The sequence below is a fragment of the Bacillus sp. S2(2024) genome (assembly GCF_050474045.1).
Taxonomy (GTDB): domain Bacteria; phylum Bacillota; class Bacilli; order Bacillales; family Bacillaceae_G; genus Bacillus_A; species Bacillus_A yunxiaonensis.
The window spans coordinates 165,324-185,026 of the sequence record NZ_JBFLUS010000003.1; the positions used below are offsets into that span (position 1 = coordinate 165,324).

Consider the following 19,703-nt stretch of genomic DNA (forward strand, 5'->3'; position numbering starts at 1 on the left):
AGAAAGTGGAACTTCCATCAGCGGAGGAGTTACTCTATGATAGTCTTATAAGTAAATTTCTTTTGTGGTTCCTCATAATCTAGGGGTGTTACTACTCGTTAATGCGGGATAAAGTAGAGATTTTTTATTCCTACCGATTAGCATCATCAATCGGACCTTTACGAACATTCATTGTCCACCTATCTTCTTTGTTTTTTAGAATGATGATGTGAAAGTCTTATTGTTCGTGAATATATTGCAGAAAAAATAAGGGGTGAAGAAGTGAGATGCGTTTATTAGTTGTGGAAGATCATCCTCCATTATTGGAGTCAATTACACAAATTTTACGAAATGAATTTGAAGTAGATACAGCAAAAAATGGTGAAGAAGGATTATTTCTAGCATTGCAAAATATTTATGATGCAATTCTTCTAGATGTGATGCTTCCAGAGATGGATGGATTTGAAGTAATTCAGCGGATTCGAAGTGAAAAGATTCAAACGCCAGTTTTATTCCTTACTGCAAAAGACTCTTTAGAAGATCGAGTAAAAGGATTGGACTTTGGCGGAGATGATTATTTAGTGAAACCATTTCAGGCACCAGAACTTCAGGCAAGAATTCGCGCTTTATTAAGAAGGAGCGGGAGCCTAACAACTAATCAAACGATTCAGTATCGTGGCATTGAGTTGTTTGGAAAAGAGAAAGATATTCAAGTGGATGAGGTACCTATAAAATTAACGTTAAAGCAATATGAGCTATTAGAGTATCTAATTCAAAATAGCGGGAAGATTTTAATGCGCGAACAAATTTTTGATAGAGTATGGGGATTTGATTCTGATACAACAGTAGCCATCGTGGAGGTATATGTGCATCATCTGCGAAAAAAATTAGAACCATTTGGATATCATAAAGATATACAAACTGTTCGTGGGATTGGATATATATTAAAAGAACAATGAAAAAACAGAGTATGTTTCAAAAAACGCGCATTCAACTTACGATTTTGAACTCATTAGTATTCATCATATTCATTGGTATGCTAGGAAATGTTATTTATTCATATACACATAAACGGCTATATGAAGGAATAGATGATTCAATGGATAGGTCCATTAAGAAACTAGAACAAGGAGCCAATTCTATTCCAGGTCAGTTTGATTTTAACAAAGACGTGCATATTGGTGATTCCCGGACTATCGTTTTACAATGGGATGCAAAGAATCAACTGGCAGGGATGGAACCACGATTTATAGATCCAAGCTTTTTTGAGAGAAATCAATCTAAATTATTTCCTAAAACATTTGGAGAACGGCAGGATATAGAAGTAGAAGGCGTAAATTTTCGGATGATTGCAGTTCAAGGAGATATTGATTCAGGAAAAATTACGTTTCAAGTGTTACGAGAAATAAACGCTGAAAAGGAAATGCTGCATACACTTCTACTTATTCTAGTAATTGGATGCAGTATAGCAAGTATATGTGCGGTAGGAATTGGATTTTTCTTAGCTGGCAAGGCGCTTATACCAATTACGAATGCTTGGCATAAACAACAGCAGTTTGTTTCAGATGCTTCACATGAGTTACGAACACCTTTAGCAGTGATTCAATCTAAAGCAGACGTATTGTTTCAATCACCTACCGCAACAATAGAAGACAAGGCGATGGATATTTCAATTATATCAAAGGAATGCCGACGCTTATCCAAGCTAGTTGCAAGTCTGCTGACATTAGCACGTTCTGATTCAGATCAAATTGAAATGGACAAGAAAACTTTTGCATTAGATAAATTGCTAAGTGAAATTGTAAATCCTTATTCGGAAATTGCTTTATATGAAGAAAAAACAATCACGTTAGATGTAGTTCCTTCTATTTTGTTTATGGGAGATAAAGAGCGTATTCATCAATTAATTGTAATTTTATTAGATAATGCGATGAAGTATACAAATGCAGGTGGAAATATTGAGGTATCTTGCTCTGAAACATCAAATGGGATTGTAATTCAAGTGAAAGATGATGGTGTTGGTATCGCTGAAGAAGACATTCCTAAAATTTTTGACCGTTTTTACCAAGTTGATAAATCAAGAACAGCATCAAACGGAGCTGGATTAGGCCTTTCTATCGCAAGCTGGATAGTTGAAAAGCATTCTGGAAAAATAAAAGTGCATAGCAAAATTGAAGAAGGTACTTGTTTTGAAATTATATTTCCAAAGAATCCAAAGTACGAAATATTTATAAGAAAGAAAAATAGGTAATTACAAAGACAATCTTGTTTTAGACTGATGAGTTCGGATTTGAAGAAAAATAACCATTTAAAAAGAGGTGCAATTCGTACCTCTTTTTCATTTACTTTAGCAATGAAATTAGCACCAAAATTGGTGAACTTTTAATAATATCAGTTTATCATTAATTTGTCCTAACGGTTTCTTGGAGTTTTTCTATTACCCTTGATAAAGCTAAAATTGAATTTGTTGTTTCAAATTCTTCAACATCTAAGGAATGGTTTGCATTTTGGACAACATCAATCTTTAAATTTGATTTACTTAATTGGTCAATTTGATTTGAATTGTAATGGTGATCTTTATCCCCGATAACTAAAAGCCCTTGATGTTCACTATTCAAGATGGAATCAAAAATTGAATCAGACTTTAACAGTGGAGTAAGTAAAATCATTTTTGACTTTAAGAATTTGTCTCTCTTCATTAAGTCATTCGCAATTGGAATTGTTCCGAGTGATTTGCCTAAAAAAATCGTTTCATTGTACTGACCATTTTTAAGAACATCTAAAATCACAGGATTAATATCATCCATCATTATTTTGGTTAGTTCTTTAGTCGTTTTTTTCATTGTTTGCTCATCATAGGAGTAATGGATATGGACAATATCGATGTTGTTTTGACGCATTACCATCGTCGAATAATAAAACAAGGGTTTGTCGTAATTGTAACCTGAACCTGAAAACATAAAGCAAATCGTTTTAGAACCCATTTCTATATGTGTATAACGAATCGCTTTGTCGTTTGCTTGTATCTCCTTTTTATTTCCTTTCATCATTTTCCCCTCCGAAACTTTTATAATATCATAACATAAATTACCAATTGATTTATAAAAAAATCATCCTCTCTATAGCAGGATGATTTAACGGAAATAAATTATATCCTTACCTGTTAATTTTTTACAAGGTCGTCTTTTTAAGGAAAAGTTAAGGAACCCTTTTCATAATAAATGTAGACTTAATGACGAATTACAAATGAGAAATGATGAAAAAGGAGAGTGAAGAGTGGAAAATGAAAAGAATGAGAAAACTCCATTTTTGGATTGGGTTAATTGCTTCGGTATTTATTTTTATTCAATCTGCAACAGGGATATATATGTATTTTAATGAAAAAGGCCACGGTGAAAGAATAGGAGGAGCTGCTAATTTTAAAGAACGAGGATTTGGCAGAAATGGTGCTATAGGGAATGGACAAAATGGACAAGGAATGCAAGCTGGGAATTCCGATTTTAATCAAAGAGGTACAGCTGCAAATGGACAATTTTTTCAAGATAGAAATAATGGGGGACTCAATTCTCTATCAAAATTAGTTAAGGAACTGCATACAGGAGTAATTGGACTAATTGGTGCGATTATTATGCTTATTTTAACTGGAACTGGACTATGTATATCCTTTGTCATGTTGCGAGCAAGATGGAGAGTAAAGCGTCAAAAAGACATAACGGCTTAAGGAACAGTCATGATGAAGGGAGGAAGTGAAAGTTGGTTAGAAAAAAGACGTTTGGTTTACTGGTTGTTGGAGTATTAAGTCTCAGTATAATGGGTGGAGCTTCTGCTTGTACAAATAAAGAGGTAGATAAAGAAATACAATCATCTCAACCTAGTAGTGCACAAGTAAATGGTGAGACTATACATGCTGCATATACAGAAGATAAAGCACAGAATTTAGGAATTTCCACAGAAGGAAAAGAGCTACTTACACTTGAGAAGGAAATTCATGAAACAGAAGTAGAAAAAGAAGCAAATCAGCTGGGAATTTCTACAGAAGGAAAAGATGCTGGAACACTTTCTGAAGAAATATATGAAGCGAAGGTCAAAAAAGAAGCAGAAAAACTTGGAATACCAGTAGGGGAAAAAGCAATTGTAGATTTAATAGCGGAAATTAATAAAATCAAAATAAAAAGTGAAGCAGAAAAATTAGGAGTTTCTACAGAAGGGAAAGAGACTGGTGCGATAGCTGAAGAGCTTTATGGCACAAAAGTAAAAAACGAAGCAAAGCAACTTGGTATTTCGGAAAAGGGAAAAAGTATGGAAGCGTTAGCGAAAGAAATATATGAAACGAAAATTCAAACAGAAGCAAAAAACCTTCATATTGATTTGTACGGAAAAGATATTTATCAAGTGTTACAAGAAATTAATGATCAAAAGGCTTTGCAAGTGGCAAAAGAACTTGGGATAGATGTGACGGATAAGGATACAGAGCAGCTTACAGAGGAAATTGGAAAACAACAGCCAGACCGAGTGCAAGAACTTCACTTTTCACCTTGGATACAAACAGATGCAGATGCATTTTACTATTATTTAACATCCTAAAAAGGAGTTTTATAACGTATGCTGGTTTTTCGTAAAAAGAGATAAGGGATCGAAACAATGAAACCTTATCTCTTTTTATATGATTGTATGAGTGATATTCATTATTTGTTTAACTCCATTGCAATAGTTTTACCATTCACTAAAACTAAGACTACTGCTACTACAACTTCCATTATTTTTTCATCTCTTATCTCTCCTTGTTTTTTGTTTTATTTCTTACTCTTAGTAAAAATGGGAGGAAGAGATGGAACCATTGAATTAGATGACGTGAGAATTACAGTTTTGTAAGGAAAATGCTATGATCTGTCACGTTCTTCTACATGTACAACAATCTGTCCATACAACTTTTCCCCAATATATACATTTAATAGCCATAAACCAGAAGAAGAGAGTGACATACTAGAGGGAATACTTGTGATATCTTTTGTAATCTCTTGCGGTGCCGTCCATATATTTCCTGTTACTTTATCTTGAGAAAAGACAGGAACTGGTTTTGTTGAGCCTTGTTTTATTGCAATGACGGTTAGCTTTCCAGAGGGGATATTTGGCCCCAGAAAGAACCACGTATATTTATTTGGTTGATTAGCAATCCAAGTAGTATCTACAAGTGCGACCTTATTTTCTATACCTTTTAGAGATATTTTATCATGCTGAAATGATGGACTTTCCTCCCAATTGACATCTTTAAGAATGCTGAGGTGAAAGAAAGAGGGAATGTTATTTTGTGGTTGTGCCGTTTCCATTATTTTTTTTGAATCTACTGTAATCGTACAGCCAGTGATGAGAGAAGAGAGAAGTAGCACGGTTCCAAGTTTTTTCATCTAAAATCGGCAAGGATACCCCTACTTCAATCGTGTGCAGGGCGTAGCCCAACGATAAGTGGGGGAGGAATTGTCGTCAGATACGGTATGGTACGTTAAAAATCGTAAGATTTTGTACCATATTAAGTATCTGAAACTTCCACCTTGCCTCCTCCTTCCTCCTATTTAGGTTATTTGATTTCACTAAAATTTTATTATAATATATTTAGTGAAAGGTGGTGAGAATAATGTCTACAATTACTGCGAAAATACAAATCTATGTTTCTGGAAATCAAGCTGAAAGCCTAAAGATAACAACTAACGCTTATCGTAAAGCTTGTAATTGGCTATCAAAGCATATCTTTGAAACAAAAAATCTAAATCAAGTAAACTTGAATAACTTGTATTATTCTAACTTACGAAATCAGTTTGGACTAAAAAGTCAAATGGCTCAATCTGTTATGAAAACAGTGATTGCTCGATACAAGTCAGCTAAATCAAATGGACATGAATGGTCTTTAATTGAATTTAAACTTCCAGAATATGACCTTGTTTGGAATCGTGATTACTCATTAACTCAGAGCCAATTTAGTGTAAATACACTTGATGGTCGTCTTAAATTGAATTATGAACGCAAGGCTATGAAAAAATACTTTAATAATACTTGGAAGTTTGGAACTGCTAAACTTGTGCATAAACATAAAAAATGGTTCTTACACATTCCAATGACAAAAGAATTTGCTGAATTAGATTACGCAGATGTAAACAATATTGTCGGTATTGACTTAGGAATCAACTTTCTTGCTACCACTTATGATAGTCAGGGGAAAACTACTTTCTACAACGGAAATGTTGTTAAGCATAAGCGTGGTAAGTTTAAAGCTACTCGTAAACAGGTGCAAATGCGACAAACACCGTCTGCTCGTAAAAAACTAAAACAAATTGGTTCAAGAGAAAACCGTTATGTAACTGATGTAAACCATCAAATTACAAAGGCACTCGTTGATAAATACCCTAGAGGTACTATGTTTGTTTTAGAGGACTTAACAGGTGTTCGTTCCGCAACTGAAAAAGTACGAGTGAAAGACCGCTATGTTTCTGTATCTTGGGCTTTCTACCAGTTCCGTAAGATACTGGAATATAAAGCGGAAATGAACGGACAGAAGGTAATTGTCGTAGACCCAAAATATACTTCGCAAACCTGCCCGAAATGTGGGCATATCAAGAAAGAAAACCGTAATAAGAAATTACACACATTCTGTTGTAAAAACTGTCAATACAAGTCAAATGATGACCGTATTGGTGCTATAAATCTACACCGTAAAGGGATTGAACATATTGGTGTAGTTACTACAGGAGTATAGCTCTTGTAGTAAGGGCGAAGTCAACCGTCCTTATGTTCCACCACACCAAGGTAGGAGAGCGTTGCTCGTTCGCACTACTGGGTAGGAATAAGCGTAGTTGCTCTCTATGAGGGTAGAAGCACTGTCGAACTCTGACGGACGCAAGCCCCCACTTCAAACGACCCGTAAGGGTGTTAAGTGGCGGGTTGTTGATTTGGCCACGCTCCTATGCATATTTGTATTTTAATTGTATTGGACAAAAGAAAGAACAATTCCTGTAAAAGAAAAAGAGAGGCTATGCAGAAAGCATTGCCTCTTTTCTTACAGGTGTTCTGTTGCTAGACTTGGTTTTACTTCTTTTTCTGGCATTGTTAAAAAGACAACTGCGACAATAATGAAAATACCACCTAATAATTGATAGGCTCCAAATGATTCATTTAACCAGATAATTGAAACAATAGCTGCTACGAGTGGTTCAATACTTGATAAAATACTTGTTTCTGTTGCAGATAAATATTTTAGACTACCAATATAGAGAAGGAAAGAAAGTGTTCCACTTATAATTACGAGAATAAGCATAGAAAATGTGCTCATTGTTAATGTATTTGCTACATGACGGAAATGAAATTCTTGATTATATAGAAATAAAGAAATTCCTCCAAGTAACATCCCCCAACCGACAATTACTGATGTTCCCCATTGTTTAATAAGAGAAGCGGGATGGAGTGTGTAAAAAGCAAAGCCGACTGCTGTTAAAATACCAAATAATATCGCTTGTTTAGAAAGAACAATATTTTCAATTGAACCGTTAGTAATAAGAAAATACGTACCTGTCAGTGCAGCGACGATTGCTATAACCTGCATAAAGGAAGGAAGTTTTTTATGCTGCATTGTAACATAAATAGTAATAAGAACTGGACCGAGAAATTGAAATAGTGTCGCGGTTACAGCATTACTTATATGCACTGTTTCAATAAATGCATACTGAGCACCAAGCATGCCAACAATCGCAAAAATTAGTAGTTGAATCCAATGACTTGGATACTTCCAAATCCCAAATATATTTTGTTTTGTAAGTAGTAAGAAGCATAAAATAAACATGCCTGCTAATAGTAGACGTATGACTAAAAAATCAGTAGATGATAGCTCAGTATGGTTAAATAGCCATTGAATCATAGGACCAGATAATCCCCATAATGTTGCTCCACTAATAATCATCATCAGACCGAGATGTCGAGGTGATTTCATGATGTATCCTCCCTTGATATGAAAGTTCTTGATTTATTAAAACAGAAATGATAAGCATGAAAGTATTATATATAACTTCTGATACTGTAAAAAGTGTCAGTTTTTTATAAAATAAAGGGGTCAGTTTGTATGTTAGAATTAACACCGAAATTTGATATTCATAGTAAAGAGCCATTATATGTACAACTATATAATTACATAAAAGAGGAAATGAAATCTGGAAATGTCCCGCCTCATACGAAATTACCATCGAAGCGTAAATTAGCTCACTATTTGCAAATTAGCCAAAATACAATTGAAGCTGCATATGGTCAGCTTGTTGCAGAAGGTTACATAGAGGCGATTTCACGTAAAGGATATTTCGTATGTGAAATGGAGCAAAATGTATTGCATGTACAACAAAAAATGCAACATGTAAAAGAAATGCTTTATGATGAACGAGACTATGTATTTGACTTTACGCATACAGGTGTTGATGCTCAGTCATTTCCATTTGCCCTATATCGTAAATTGACGAATGAAGTGCTGCAGATTGAGAATGAAAAAGTACTGCTGCTTGGGCATCCGCAAGGGGAACTTGGATTGCGAAAAGAAATTGCAAAATATCTGTACGAATCGCGAGGTGTCCATTGTTCACCAAGTCAAATTATTATTGGAGCAGGAACACAATATTTAATAAGAATGCTATTTCAATTGTTAAAGGAAAGTACATTTGCGGTAGAAAATCCAGGATACCATCGAAAAATTGTTACGTATGAAAAAGGGATAGAGCATGTGGAACTGCTTCCTCTTGATAAAGATGGAATTATACTTTCGCATTTAGAAGAAAGCGATGCAAATGTCGTGTTTGTTACGCCGTCTCATCAATTTCCATGCGGGATGATTATGCCAATTTCAAGGCGGATGCAGCTCTTACATTGGGCAGAGAAAGAGGAAGGGCGTTATATTGTAGAAGATGATTATGATAGTGAATTTCGCTATTCTGGTAAGCCAATTCCGGCTCTCCAGGGGCTGGATAAAAACGGAAAAGTTATTTATATGAGTACTTTTTCAAAAGCGCTACTTCCATCGTTACGTATCAGTTATATGGTGCTCCCAAAAACGTTAATTGAGATATATCAGCAAGACTATTTCTTTTATACGCAGACTGTATCGCGAATTGATCAAGAAATTGTGAAACGCTTTCTCGAAGGTGGACATTGGGAAAAGCATATTCATAAAATGAGAGTTGTGTATCGAAAGAAAAGAGATACATTAGTTTTAGCAATCTCAACATATTTTCCGAAATATGTTGAAATAATTGGACAAGATTCAGGACTGCATATATTATTACGCACAAATAATGGCATGACAGAACAAGAGCTTATTGAACGAGCGGCAGTATATAGTATTAAGGTATATCAGGTTTCTATGTACTATGATGAGATGAACGCTGATAATAAAACAATCTTGCTTGGTTTTGCGATTTTATCTGAGGAAGAAATTGAGGAAGCTGTTCAATTGTTGGCAAAAGCATGGTTTAACTGAGGAGTTTAACGATTTTTTTTAGGAAGGCTACATATAATCCTTCTCCTGAATGAAACTTATTCACAAGTCTACTTCTTTATCTCATATTAATGGAGCGTACCCCCTCTATCGAAGGAAGTTTTACTCTATGTAAAAGTGGCTACATCCACATATACATAATGGTGGAAGAACAATCATAGGTTAGGAAAAGAAGAGGAAAAGCTTGCAGCATAGATATTGAGATGGGAGGAAATGGCTAGTGGAGGATGCTTATAGGGAGATATTTTGGAGAATAGTCCTTGCAGCTATTTGTGGCTGTGTTGGAGGAATTGTAAACATTGTAGTAAATGGGAATTATATTAAAAGTCGAATGATACTCTCAGATCAAAGTGGAATTGAAAATCGATATGTGTTTGGAACAATTAAAGAGCCTATTGCTGGTATATTTAGTGCAATTTTAGTAACACTACCGATGGATGTAACGAAAGAGCACTATTTATTCATACAAACAGCTTTAATTGCAGGTTTTGGGAGTAGTACATTTCTGAAAAGTTATGTGCAAAAATCAATGGTAATAGAAGCTCAAAAGAGTAGTGATATTATTAAGAAATATGAAGGGAAACTTGCTTCATTAGAAATAAATTTAGAAGATGAGGCTAAAGAAAAACTTAAAAATTTACAAATGCAAGTAAAAACGGCTGTTAGTCCATCAGAAATTCGGTTTTATAATAAACAAATTGAAGGGATATTAAAAGGAGCAACTCATTTTACTTCATAAATTGAGTTCAGTGTTTGTAAAACAAAAAAGTTTCTATAATTATAAAGAAAAAGGGACTCTTGCAAGTCCCTTTTTCTATGCGTTTTCTTCATGTAAAAATAAAACCATATGCTCTTCGTCCCAATATTGATCGTTATATTTTAATGAACGTTCTTGTACGCCAAATGTTTTAAAGCCTAATGATTCATAGAGTTTTTTTGCACCTTCATTGCCAACGACAACATCAAGCATCAGTTGTTCTACTTCTAATTCTTTTGCTTTTTCAATGGCTGCTTGCATAAGTGCTCTACCAGCACCGAGTCCACGCGCTTTTGGAGAAACATAAACAGCACCGATTTTTGCTTTATGTTCCTGCTTTAAAAATGATTTCGTTTCCAGAGTTGCAGCACCGATTAATTCGCCATCTTTAAAAGCGCCAAGTGTATAATTTTCATTTTGAGATAATACTTCTGCTTTATATTCAACAGGATCTTCTTTGTTAAGAATATCTTCGTAAGCGGAGCTGAAAGCTTCTGGGTTTTGCTTTAATCCTTCAACGCGAAGTTCTAAATAAATTTCTGCATCCTTTTTTGTCAATACACGAATTTCCAATCATATCACCTTCTAAATCTTTGGTAGTTGTATATACATATTATATTAAAGTAATAATAATTTCAAAAATATACTATTTATGGTTAATTTTATTGATTGAAAATTATTTACTAAAATAATAAAAATGTTATTGGATTGGTAATTCTATCGTAAATACAGTTCCAACTCCAACTTCACTTGTTACATGTATAGAACCACCGTGTAATTCTACGATTTCTTTTGCAACAGCTAAGCCAATACCTTTTCCACCAGTTGCTCGTGTTCGGGATTTATCGACCCGATAGAAGCGCTCAAAAATATGCGGTAAGTCTTCACTTGGAATTCCCTCTCCTTCATCTTGCACATGTATAAGAAAAGTATGCTCCTTTTTTAATACTTGTACTGTAATTTGAGAATCTTCGTGAGAATGTTGGTGTGCATTATGGAGTAAATTCAGCATGACTTGCTCCATGCGGCGTTCGTCTATGCAGACAGATAAATCTTCAGAGCAATATAAAGAGATGTCCATTTTCTTTTTTTGAAGAGATGGTTTTATTTTTTCAACCATACGCTCTACAAATGGTAGCAGTGAAATGGGCTGCTTTTTTATAGCAAATTGGTGTTGTTCAAGCTGTGCAAGTTCAAATAAATCTTGTACGAGTTCGGTAATATTTTCTGTTTCTTCTTCAATGATTTGTAAATATTCTTCCCGTTCTTCTTTCGATAAAGACTCTCTTTTTGCAACTTTTGTATATCCTTTTACATATGTGAGCGGGGTTAATAATTCATGTGCGACACTTGCGAGAAATTCATTTCGTTCCTTTTTCATATAGGTTAGCTCACTAGAAAGCTGTTCAATTGTTCCTGCTAAACTCCCTAATTCGTCCTTACTCTTAATACCTAATGTAATCGGTTCATTTTGCTTCATCATTTTTTCGGTTGCTCGCTTCATTTTGATAAGTGGATTTGTAATAACTCTTGAAAATAAAAACACTAAAATTGTTGTGAGAGCCACTGTCAATGCACCGACGGTAACGAACTGTTTCGTTAAGCGATAAATCATTTCTTTTATAGAAGCAGTTGCTAAAAACATATGGACATAGCCAACCACTACCCCATATTTTGTAATAGGACTGACTGTTGAAATATATTTTGACGCTTTCCAGCGATCTTCTGTTATCATTCCATCTCTAGGAATATACGTAATCTTTTGTACAAGTTGTTTGTGCATGTCTTCTGTAATGGGATCAGAAGAAGATAAAATATTACCCGCTGCATTTGTTATGACGAGTTTCGTATGAGAAGGGGAGTTAGATTCCATCATCGTTGCGCGTTCAACGGCTCGTTCGCTATAGCGTTTTTCAATAATATCACGATACCAATTTCCCTTTGCTAATAAGGCTGTAGTTTCTTCATTTACACGCATTTGCGCCAGTGTTGTATGAAAGGATACAAATAATACGGATTCAATGCAAAGAGATAATAATAAAAAGTATGTACCAAGCTTTATAGAAAGTTTATTCATTATGATTCACAACCTTTTTCCTGTACTAACAGGCAGTAAGACTCCCGCCGCAAAGTTCTGAAGAAACAACGAAATTCGGTAGAAGAAAAACTGCTGGCATATGCCCGATTGGTGAGGGCTAACCATCGGAGAAAGGCATTCCGATGGAAGTTTCACTTTACCCCGCTCTAACAGTCGATAAGATGCTTAGCTACGAGGTAATACCAAACCGACTGTAAGAGCCCGATTGGTTCAACTAATCTTTTGGAGAAGAGCGTTCCAAAAGGAAGTTTCACTTTATCTTTACGATTAGTTACCTTTCCATTTGTAACCGATTTTATAAACAGTTTCTAGATAATCTTCAATAGGGAATCCTACTTTTCGAAGCTTTTCGCGTATATTACGAATGTGAGAATCAACGGTACGATATTCAATATCTGTTTGAAATCCCCATATTTTTTCGATAAGTTCATCACGGCTATAAGCACGGTTTATATTTTGCAAAAAGAGTCCAAGTAATGAAAATTCAATTGGTGTAAGAGCGAGCTTTTCATCATAGACAGTCACGGTATGCCTCGTTTTATCCCAGTCAATTCCGTTAAAGCTTACGAACCCTTCCTTTTTCGTACGACGCAGTACAGCTTCAATACGAGCAATTAATACTTGCTCATCAAACGGTTTTGTAATATAGTCATCAGCACCTAAGGTGAGACCTTTTACCATGTCATAATTTTGATTACGTGCAGTTAGCATAATAATGGGTACGTTACTTATTTGCCGAATTTGAAAGCAAGTTTCCCAGCCGTCCATTTTTGGCATCATCACGTCTAATAAGATAAGATCAAATTCTTTTTGTTGAACGAGTTCAAGTGCTTCTTGTCCTGAAGTTGCCTTCATGCAAAAATGCCCGCGCGGACTTAAAAATAAATCTAATAAGCGCAGCATACGTTCTTCATCATCTACTAATAATAGTTTTGCCATAACGATGTACACCTCAAGTTTCCAGTATTTATCCCGCTATTAACGGGCAGTAAGCCCCTCACCTCAAGATTCAAAGAGGAACAAGGAAGATAGGTGGGGGATAACTGCCCGTAAAAGCCCGATTGGTGAGGGCTGACCTTTTGGAGAAGAGCGCTCCAAAAGGAAGTTTCACTTTATCCCGCTATTCGCGGGCGGTAGGTCCCCACTTCAAGATTGAGAGAGAATCGTTGTCCAGCTCTAGTGGCTAGAATCCCCGGTCGTTTCGCCCTCTCGGACGAGGCAAAAAGCGCCTCTCTGTCTTGGGCGTAGGCGCCCTGCGATTCTGGGCGAGCCGTTTCTGCTTTTCTACAGAAGATAGGTAAAGTTAAGTCCTCATTGCTAGAAGTTTCCCTTATATATTTTACATGAACTTTATAAAAAACACTGTTCATATTATAAAGAAAAGGACAATTGCCATAAAAAATGCACTACTTTTGCAAATCTTTCTATTATAATTGGGAATGTAGCAGCACAAAAAATACCCTATGTTGCGACATAACGTCTTGTCATTTTGTTTTTCAAAATGGCAAATTCCATTCTATTGTGTAAGTGAGATAGAGAACATTTTTCGTATTCACCTCGCATCGGATAAGAAAAATTTCTATCTCACCTTTTTTTGTTAATAAAGGGAATTTAAATAATGAACATAAAGAAGGATTCCTAAAAAATAGGAACGAAATGCAGCTATAGCCTGTATTACGGTAACGATGATAATGAACTGAGCCAATTGAGCTCTTATAGATGAGTTTGTATTAAAACCCGCGTGGACGGGATAAAAATAAGAAGCCCCGCACAATGTGCGGGGCTTTTTTAGTGGACTTCTATGACTAAGTATTTAAAAATAAAACCATATGCTCTTCATCCCAATATTGTCCGTTATATTTTAAACCGCGTTCTTCTACGCCATATGTTTGGAAACCGAGTGATTCGTATAGTTTCTTTGCCGGTTCATTTCCGACAACAACATCAAGCATGATTTGTTCTATATTTAACCTTGGTGCATTTTCAATGATTGTTTCAATTAATGCTCTTCCAGCACCAAGACCACGTGCCTTCGGAGAAACATACACAGAGCCAATTTTTGCTTTATGCTCTTGTTTAATAAATGGTTTAATTTCAAGTGTGGCGATGCCGATTAATTCATCGTCTTTAAAAGCACCTATTGTAAATTTTTCAGGATTGTCTAATCGTTTCGCCATTGCAGCAACAGGATTTTCTTGTTTCATAACATCTTCATAAGAGGAACTAAATGCTTCAGGATTTTGAGTTAACCCTTCTACGCAAAGCTGTAAATATATACTTGCATCTTCTTTTGTTAAGACACGAATGTTCATACAAGCAACCTCCTAATGGTTTTATGTAATGAAATTATATATTAACTTTATTAATTATTCAATAGCTATATATGTTACGTTTTTATAACTAAAAAGGTTCCTCATGTGAGAAACCTTTTTAATTTTTTATATGGAAGCTTCACTTTACCCCGCTCTAACAGTCGGTAAGGCGCTTAGCTGCGAAGTAATACCAAACCGTCTGTAAGAGCCCGATTGGGTCAACTAACCTTTTGAAGAAGAGCGCTTCAAAAGGAAGTATCACTTTATAAAACCTTCGATTCGCTGTGGATGTGTGTAAATATTACAAGAATCACCGCGAATAAAGCCAACGACAGTAATTCCTAAATCTTGAGCAAGTTCTAAAGCTAATTTTGTCGGGGCTGATTTCGATAGGACAATTTCACAGCCGATTTTTGCTACCTTGAGTAAAATTTCCGATGATATGCGGCCGCTAAAGGCAATTACTTTTCCATGTATTGAAATGTTATTACGTAAGCAATAACCGTAAATTTTGTCCAAGGCATTGTGGCGCCCAATGTCCATTCGGGAAATAAGAATTTGTGTTGCATCACATAACGCGGTGTTATGTACACCGCCTGTTTGCTTGAAAGTAGTAGAGGACTCTTGTAAATCTTTCATTAAGCGAAAGCAATCTTCTGGCTTGAGAGTAATATGAATATCGTGCATTGTTTTTGCTTTTGCAGCATCATTGACAAATACAAAGCCTTGTCTGCTTTTCCCGCAGCAAGATGTAACATACCGTTTGTTATAACAAGTTTGATATAGTGGATTTGTTTGCGATGTTGTTACATGCGCAAATCCTTTTTCTTTTTGGATCCATAATTGTTCAATGTGTTCATAGGAAGGAATGATCCCTTCTGATACTAAGAAGCCAACGACCATATCTTCAATATGATCAGGTGTACAGACAATCGTTACATATTCTTCACCATTTAGTTTAATTGTAAGTGGATATTCTGTTACAATTTCGTCATCTTTTTGATGAAATTTACCATTTCGGTACTGAATCATTGGATATGTACCTTGAACAGACTCCATATAAAATTCCCCTTTATCAATTATTCTCCCATTTTCATCCCGCTATTTTAGGGCAGTAAGACCCCCACCTCAAGATTGAGAGAAAAGCGAAGAAGACAGGTGGGGGATAACTGCCCATAAAAGCTCGATTGGTTCAACTAACCTTTTGGAGAAGAGCGCTCCAAAAGGAAGTTTCACTTTATCATAAAACAATAGAAAAGGAAACGCATCCGTTTTGTATTTTTGCTACATTTTTTGGTGATTATTTGTGTTCTACGATATAATAGAATAGTAGTAATATACATCGATTGTAAGCTTATTTTATACATCAAGAATCTAACTCTAAGAACTGCTTTCTATTTTGAAAAATAGCGTATAGCAACATTGTTTTGAAAACGCATTCAAAATTTGTTTAAAACATGTTGTACAGTTGGTTGTAAGGAGAGGGGAAAGATGTCAGAACACACAATTCGTGTAACTGTTGATGGCGTAGAGTACATTTCATCTGGTAAAAAAACGATCTTGCAGTTATTAAACGAAAGAAAGCTTGAACATCCGCAAATTTGTCACGTACCAGAAGTAGACCCAATTCAGACATGTGATACGTGTATTGTTGAGGTAAACGGGAAGTTGGTGCGTGCATGTGCAACGAACCTTGAAGAAGGTATGTATATTGAAAGAAAATCAAAGCGAGCGATTGAAGCACAAACAGAAGCGATGGATCGGTTATTGGAGAATCATCTATTGTATTGTACTGTTTGTGATAATAATAACGGGAATTGTAAAGTGCATAATACAGTGCATATGATGGGGATTGAAGAGCAGAAATATCCATATGAACCAAAGGTGAGCGCTTCAGAAGTGGATATGTCTCATCCATTTTATCGTTATGATCCAAATCAATGTATTGCATGTGGTCAATGTGTAGAAGTATGCCAAAACTTACAAGTAAATGAAACCTTATCAATTGATTGGAATTTAGATCGGCCGCGTGTGATTTGGGATAATGGCGTATCAATTAATGATTCGTCTTGTGTAAGTTGCGGCCAATGTGTAACTGTTTGTCCATGTAATGCTTTAATGGAGAAGTCGATGCTTGGGGAAGCGGGCTTTATGACAGGTCTCAAACAAGATGTTTTAAATCCAATGATTGATTTTGTTAAGGATGTAGAACCGGGTTATAGCAGTATTTTAGCTGTTTCGGAAGTAGAGGCAGCAATGCGTAAAACGAAAATAAATAAAACGAAAACTGTTTGTACGTTTTGTGGTGTAGGATGTTCATTTGAAGTATGGACGAAAGACCGTCAAATTTTAAAAGTACAGCCTGTATCAGATGCACCGGTAAATGGGATTTCAACGTGTGTAAAAGGGAAATTTGGATGGGATTTTGTAAATAGTGAAGAACGTATTACAAAGCCGCTTATCCGTAAAGGAGACATGTTTGTTGAAGCAACTTGGGAAGAAGCGATGGAAGTTGTTGCAGCAAATATGAGTCATATTAAAAGTCAATACGGCAGTGATGCTTTTGGTTTTATTTCTTCGTCTAAAGTAACAAATGAAGAGAACTATTTAATGCAAAAGCTTGCACGCCAAGTATACGGAACAAATAACGTGGATAACTGTTCCCGTTATTGTCAATCACCGGCAACAGACGGTCTATTTAAAACTGTAGGCATGGGCGGTGACGCAGGGACAATTAAAGATATCGCAGAGGCTGGGCTTGTTATTATTGTTGGGGCAAACCCAACAGAAGGTCATCCAGTTCTTGCAACGCGCGTGAAACGTGCACATAAATTGCATGATCAAAAATTAATTGTGGCTGATTTACGTAAACATGAAATGGCAGAGCGTGCCGATTTATTTGTTCACCCGCGTCAAGGGACAGACTATGTTTGGCTTGCAGGTGTAACGAAATATATAATCGATCAAGATTGGCATGATAAAGCATTTCTGGCTGAAAACGTAAAGAATTTTGATGAATATAAAACAATGTTAGAGAAGTATACGCTTGATTATACAGAAAGTATAACAGGCATTTCCAAAGATACATTAAAAGAAATGGCAAAAATGATTCGCGATGCAGATGGCACATGTGTACTTTGGGGCATGGGTGTGACGCAGAATACAGGTGGAAGTACTACGTCTGCTGCTATCTCAAACTTATTGCTTGTAACAGGTAACTACCGTCGTCCGGGTGCTGGAGCATATCCGCTTCGCGGGCATAATAACGTACAAGGTGCTTGTGACATGGCAACATTACCAAACTGGTTGCCTGGTTACCAAGCGATATCGGATGATGCACTGCGCGCAAAATTTGAAAGTGCATACGGCGTACCTATTCCGAAAGAACCGGGATTAAATAATATTGCGATGCTGATTGCTGCAGAAGCAGGGAAATTACGTGGCATGTATGTCATGGGGGAAGAAATGGCATTAGTCGACTCTAATGCTAATCATGTGCAGCACATTTTAGGAAATCTTGATTTCCTTGTTGTACAAGATATGTTTTTAACAAAAACAGCTCGTTTTGCAGATGTTATTTTACCAGCAGCACCGAGTTTAGAAAAAGAAGGCACATTTACGAATACAGAACGTCGCATTCAACGTTTATATGAAGTAATGCCGCCGCTTGGTGATTCGAAACCAGACTGGTGGATTCTTCAAAAGGTAGCTCGTACGCTAGGAGCAAATTGGAATTATGAACATCCAAGCGAAATTATGGATGAAATCGCATCACTTGCTCCGTTATATTCACAGGCAACATATGATCGTTTAGAAGGATGGAATAGCTTGTGCTGGGGCAGTCATGATGGCAGCGATACACCATTATTATATGTAGATGGATTTAATTTTCCTGATAAAAAGGCACGTCTATCACTTAATGAATGGGTACCGCCAGTCGAGGCCCCGGAAGAATATGATTTATTATTAAATAATGGCCGAATGCTCGAACATTTCCATGAGGGGAATATGACAAAAAAATCGGCAGGTATTTTATCGAAAATGTCAGAGGTATTTGTTGAGATTTCTCCGGAGCTAGCGATGGAGCGAAATGTGAAGGATGGAAGTCTTGTAGAACTTGCATCACCGTTTGGAAAAATAAAAGTTCCAGCGCTTATTACAGATCGGGTAACTGGAAACGAACTATATTTACCGATGCATGCAACAGTAAATGAAGAAGCAATTAATATTTTAACAGGAACGGCGACCGATCTTTATACATGTACACCGGCATATAAACAAACACGCGTCAAAATGCGTGTGCTGCGTGAAAAAGGAAATCGTCCGCTGCCTGCTTCCAACCCGCGAAATAAAAAGCGTCATCCGCAAAATGGTGTCGAAGTAGAAAAGAAATGGCAACGAAAACAATATGTATCACTTGTGGATGAAAACTAGGGGGGAGCACTGTGGCAAAAGAAATTACGATGATTCAAAAAACGGTTGTAACAGAGGAACAAAAGAAGCAACAGGCTTCTGAGGAATTATTACAGCAATTAGGAGAGAATCAACAGGCAATTGAAGAAACGATTCATTTGCTAGCACAGCTTCAAAAAGCTGGTTTGTTAGATGCTGCAGTGAGCTTGCTGGCAGCGAAAGAAGATGTTTCGAAAATTGCGATTGAACAACTAAACCGTGAACCAGTAAAAAATGCATTAAATAATATGATGGGTGCAGGAGAAGCGCTATCTTCAGTAGACCCAGAAGTGACCAAGCAAGTAACATCTAGTTTAGTTACAGGTTTACAATATGCAACAGATGAATTAAAAAAAGGCCAGAAAACAAGTGTGATGAATTTCTTTAAAGTATTACGAGATCCAGATATAAATCGAGCAATTACATTTGGATTTAATTTTTTGAAAGCATTTGGTCAAGGACTAGAAAAGAAGAACTAATAAGAAAAATAGGCTGCTAGCTAAATACTAGTAGCCTATTTTTTTGTATAGAGAGATCTGTACTAAATTGTTAGTAGTGTAAATAGGATGGTAGAAGGGTACAACA

The 19,703-nt window shown here is 36.1% G+C and carries 17 protein-coding genes; 9 read left to right on the forward strand and 8 right to left on the reverse strand.

All coding sequences use genetic code 11. The annotated features are described in order from the left end of the window. Positions 1 to 266 precede the first annotated feature (266 nt). Both AB1284_RS01000 and AB1284_RS01005 read left to right on the forward strand, forming a co-directional pair. Positions 267 to 938, forward strand: a complete 672-nt coding sequence (locus AB1284_RS01000; protein ID WP_336484075.1) for a response regulator transcription factor — start codon at positions 267 to 269, stop codon at positions 936 to 938. Further along, entirely contained in the window at positions 935 to 2,230 is a 1,296-nt protein-coding gene (locus tag AB1284_RS01005; RefSeq protein WP_429752381.1) for a sensor histidine kinase, read from the forward strand. Before AB1284_RS01000 ends, AB1284_RS01005 begins: the two co-directional genes overlap by 4 nt. A 151-nt stretch (positions 2,231 to 2,381) precedes the next feature. On the opposite strand, the gene AB1284_RS01010 is transcribed toward AB1284_RS01005, so the two are convergent. Further along, a complete protein-coding gene (locus tag AB1284_RS01010) occupies positions 2,382 to 3,026 on the reverse strand; it encodes an alpha/beta family hydrolase (RefSeq protein WP_429752379.1) in 645 nt (214 codons plus the stop codon). A 209-nt stretch (positions 3,027 to 3,235) separates the two neighbouring features. Here AB1284_RS01010 and AB1284_RS01015 point away from each other — a divergent pair, with 209 nt between their 5' ends. Both AB1284_RS01015 and AB1284_RS01020 read left to right on the forward strand, forming a co-directional pair. Further along, positions 3,236 to 3,700, forward strand: a complete 465-nt coding sequence (locus AB1284_RS01015; RefSeq protein WP_429752377.1) for a hypothetical protein — start codon at positions 3,236 to 3,238, stop codon at positions 3,698 to 3,700. Positions 3,701 to 3,789: 89 nt separating this feature from the next. Further along, complete coding sequence (locus AB1284_RS01020) at positions 3,790 to 4,563, forward strand: transporter (RefSeq protein WP_429754378.1); 774 nt, start codon at positions 3,790 to 3,792, stop codon at positions 4,561 to 4,563. A gap of 296 nt (positions 4,564 to 4,859) precedes the next feature. Here the strand turns inward: AB1284_RS01020 and AB1284_RS01025 are convergent, their stop codons facing one another. After that, the gene (locus AB1284_RS01025) at positions 4,860 to 5,384 is read right to left on the reverse strand and encodes a DUF4871 domain-containing protein (protein WP_429752375.1); all 525 of its coding nucleotides are present in this window, start codon (positions 5,382 to 5,384) and stop codon (positions 4,860 to 4,862) included. A gap of 227 nt (positions 5,385 to 5,611) precedes the next feature. Here AB1284_RS01025 and AB1284_RS01030 point away from each other — a divergent pair, with 227 nt between their 5' ends. After that, positions 5,612 to 6,727 carry an RNA-guided endonuclease InsQ/TnpB family protein gene (locus tag AB1284_RS01030; protein ID WP_429752373.1) on the forward strand — a complete coding sequence of 372 codons (1,116 nt, stop codon included), beginning with the start codon at positions 5,612 to 5,614 and terminating at the stop codon, positions 6,725 to 6,727. Positions 6,728 to 7,027: 300 nt separating this feature from the next. On the opposite strand, the gene AB1284_RS01035 is transcribed toward AB1284_RS01030, so the two are convergent. Further along, positions 7,028 to 7,954 carry a DMT family transporter gene (locus AB1284_RS01035; RefSeq protein ID WP_429752371.1) on the reverse strand — a complete coding sequence of 309 codons (927 nt, stop codon included), beginning with the start codon at positions 7,952 to 7,954 and terminating at the stop codon, positions 7,028 to 7,030. A gap of 129 nt (positions 7,955 to 8,083) precedes the next feature. On the opposite strand from AB1284_RS01035, the gene AB1284_RS01040 reads away from it, so the two are divergent. Next, complete coding sequence (locus AB1284_RS01040) at positions 8,084 to 9,481, forward strand: PLP-dependent aminotransferase family protein (RefSeq protein WP_429752369.1); 1,398 nt, start codon at positions 8,084 to 8,086, stop codon at positions 9,479 to 9,481. Between the two features lie 238 nt (positions 9,482 to 9,719). Beyond that, positions 9,720 to 10,238: a hypothetical protein gene (locus AB1284_RS01045; protein WP_429752367.1), complete on the forward strand. Its 519-nt coding sequence runs from the start codon at positions 9,720 to 9,722 to the stop codon at positions 10,236 to 10,238. Positions 10,239 to 10,313: 75 nt separating this feature from the next. Here AB1284_RS01045 and AB1284_RS01050 read toward each other — a convergent pair whose 3' ends face one another. From AB1284_RS01050 to fdhD, 5 genes are all read right to left on the reverse strand, one after another. Next, the gene (locus AB1284_RS01050) at positions 10,314 to 10,829 is read right to left on the reverse strand and encodes an N-acetyltransferase family protein (RefSeq protein ID WP_429752365.1); all 516 of its coding nucleotides are present in this window, start codon (positions 10,827 to 10,829) and stop codon (positions 10,314 to 10,316) included. 127 nt (positions 10,830 to 10,956) lie between these two features. Further along, entirely contained in the window at positions 10,957 to 12,333 is a 1,377-nt protein-coding gene (locus tag AB1284_RS01055) for an ATP-binding protein (protein ID WP_429752363.1), read from the reverse strand. Between the two features lie 288 nt (positions 12,334 to 12,621). After that, positions 12,622 to 13,293: a response regulator transcription factor gene (locus AB1284_RS01060; protein WP_429752361.1), complete on the reverse strand. Its 672-nt coding sequence runs from the start codon at positions 13,291 to 13,293 to the stop codon at positions 12,622 to 12,624. Between the two features lie 866 nt (positions 13,294 to 14,159). Further along, positions 14,160 to 14,666 carry an N-acetyltransferase family protein gene (locus AB1284_RS01065; RefSeq protein WP_429752359.1) on the reverse strand — a complete coding sequence of 169 codons (507 nt, stop codon included), beginning with the start codon at positions 14,664 to 14,666 and terminating at the stop codon, positions 14,160 to 14,162. A gap of 258 nt (positions 14,667 to 14,924) precedes the next feature. Next, positions 14,925 to 15,725: a formate dehydrogenase accessory sulfurtransferase FdhD gene (gene fdhD / locus AB1284_RS01070; RefSeq protein ID WP_429752357.1), complete on the reverse strand. Its 801-nt coding sequence runs from the start codon at positions 15,723 to 15,725 to the stop codon at positions 14,925 to 14,927. Between the two features lie 432 nt (positions 15,726 to 16,157). On the opposite strand from fdhD, the gene fdhF reads away from it, so the two are divergent. Further along, a complete protein-coding gene (gene fdhF / locus AB1284_RS01075) occupies positions 16,158 to 19,100 on the forward strand; it encodes a formate dehydrogenase subunit alpha (RefSeq protein WP_429752355.1) in 2,943 nt (980 codons plus the stop codon). 11 nt (positions 19,101 to 19,111) lie between these two features. Further along, positions 19,112 to 19,597 carry a DUF1641 domain-containing protein gene (locus tag AB1284_RS01080; protein WP_429752353.1) on the forward strand — a complete coding sequence of 162 codons (486 nt, stop codon included), beginning with the start codon at positions 19,112 to 19,114 and terminating at the stop codon, positions 19,595 to 19,597. The last annotated feature ends 106 nt before the right edge of the window (positions 19,598 to 19,703 follow it).

Bases quoted from the DNA above. Each gene is read 5' to 3' on its own strand.
- AB1284_RS01000 (WP_336484075.1), top strand. From the start codon at position 267: ATGCGTTTATTAGTTGTGGAAGATCATCCTCCATTATTGGAGTCAATT.
- AB1284_RS01005 (WP_429752381.1), top strand. From the start codon at position 935: ATGAAAAAACAGAGTATGTTTCAAAAAACGCGCATTCAACTTACGATT.
- AB1284_RS01010 (WP_429752379.1), bottom strand. From the start codon at position 3,026: ATGAAAGGAAATAAAAAGGAGATACAAGCAAACGACAAAGCGATTCGT.
- AB1284_RS01015 (WP_429752377.1), top strand. From the start codon at position 3,236: ATGAAAAAGGAGAGTGAAGAGTGGAAAATGAAAAGAATGAGAAAACTC.
- AB1284_RS01020 (WP_429754378.1), top strand. From the start codon at position 3,790: ATGGGTGGAGCTTCTGCTTGTACAAATAAAGAGGTAGATAAAGAAATA.
- AB1284_RS01025 (WP_429752375.1), bottom strand. From the start codon at position 5,384: ATGAAAAAACTTGGAACCGTGCTACTTCTCTCTTCTCTCATCACTGGC.
- AB1284_RS01030 (WP_429752373.1), top strand. From the start codon at position 5,612: ATGTCTACAATTACTGCGAAAATACAAATCTATGTTTCTGGAAATCAA.
- AB1284_RS01035 (WP_429752371.1), bottom strand. From the start codon at position 7,954: ATGAAATCACCTCGACATCTCGGTCTGATGATGATTATTAGTGGAGCA.
- AB1284_RS01040 (WP_429752369.1), top strand. From the start codon at position 8,084: ATGTTAGAATTAACACCGAAATTTGATATTCATAGTAAAGAGCCATTA.
- AB1284_RS01055 (WP_429752363.1), bottom strand. From the start codon at position 12,333: ATGAATAAACTTTCTATAAAGCTTGGTACATACTTTTTATTATTATCT.
- AB1284_RS01060 (WP_429752361.1), bottom strand. From the start codon at position 13,293: ATGGCAAAACTATTATTAGTAGATGATGAAGAACGTATGCTGCGCTTA.
- AB1284_RS01065 (WP_429752359.1), bottom strand. From the start codon at position 14,666: ATGAACATTCGTGTCTTAACAAAAGAAGATGCAAGTATATATTTACAG.
- fdhD (WP_429752357.1), bottom strand. From the start codon at position 15,725: ATGGAGTCTGTTCAAGGTACATATCCAATGATTCAGTACCGAAATGGT.
- fdhF (WP_429752355.1), top strand. From the start codon at position 16,158: ATGTCAGAACACACAATTCGTGTAACTGTTGATGGCGTAGAGTACATT.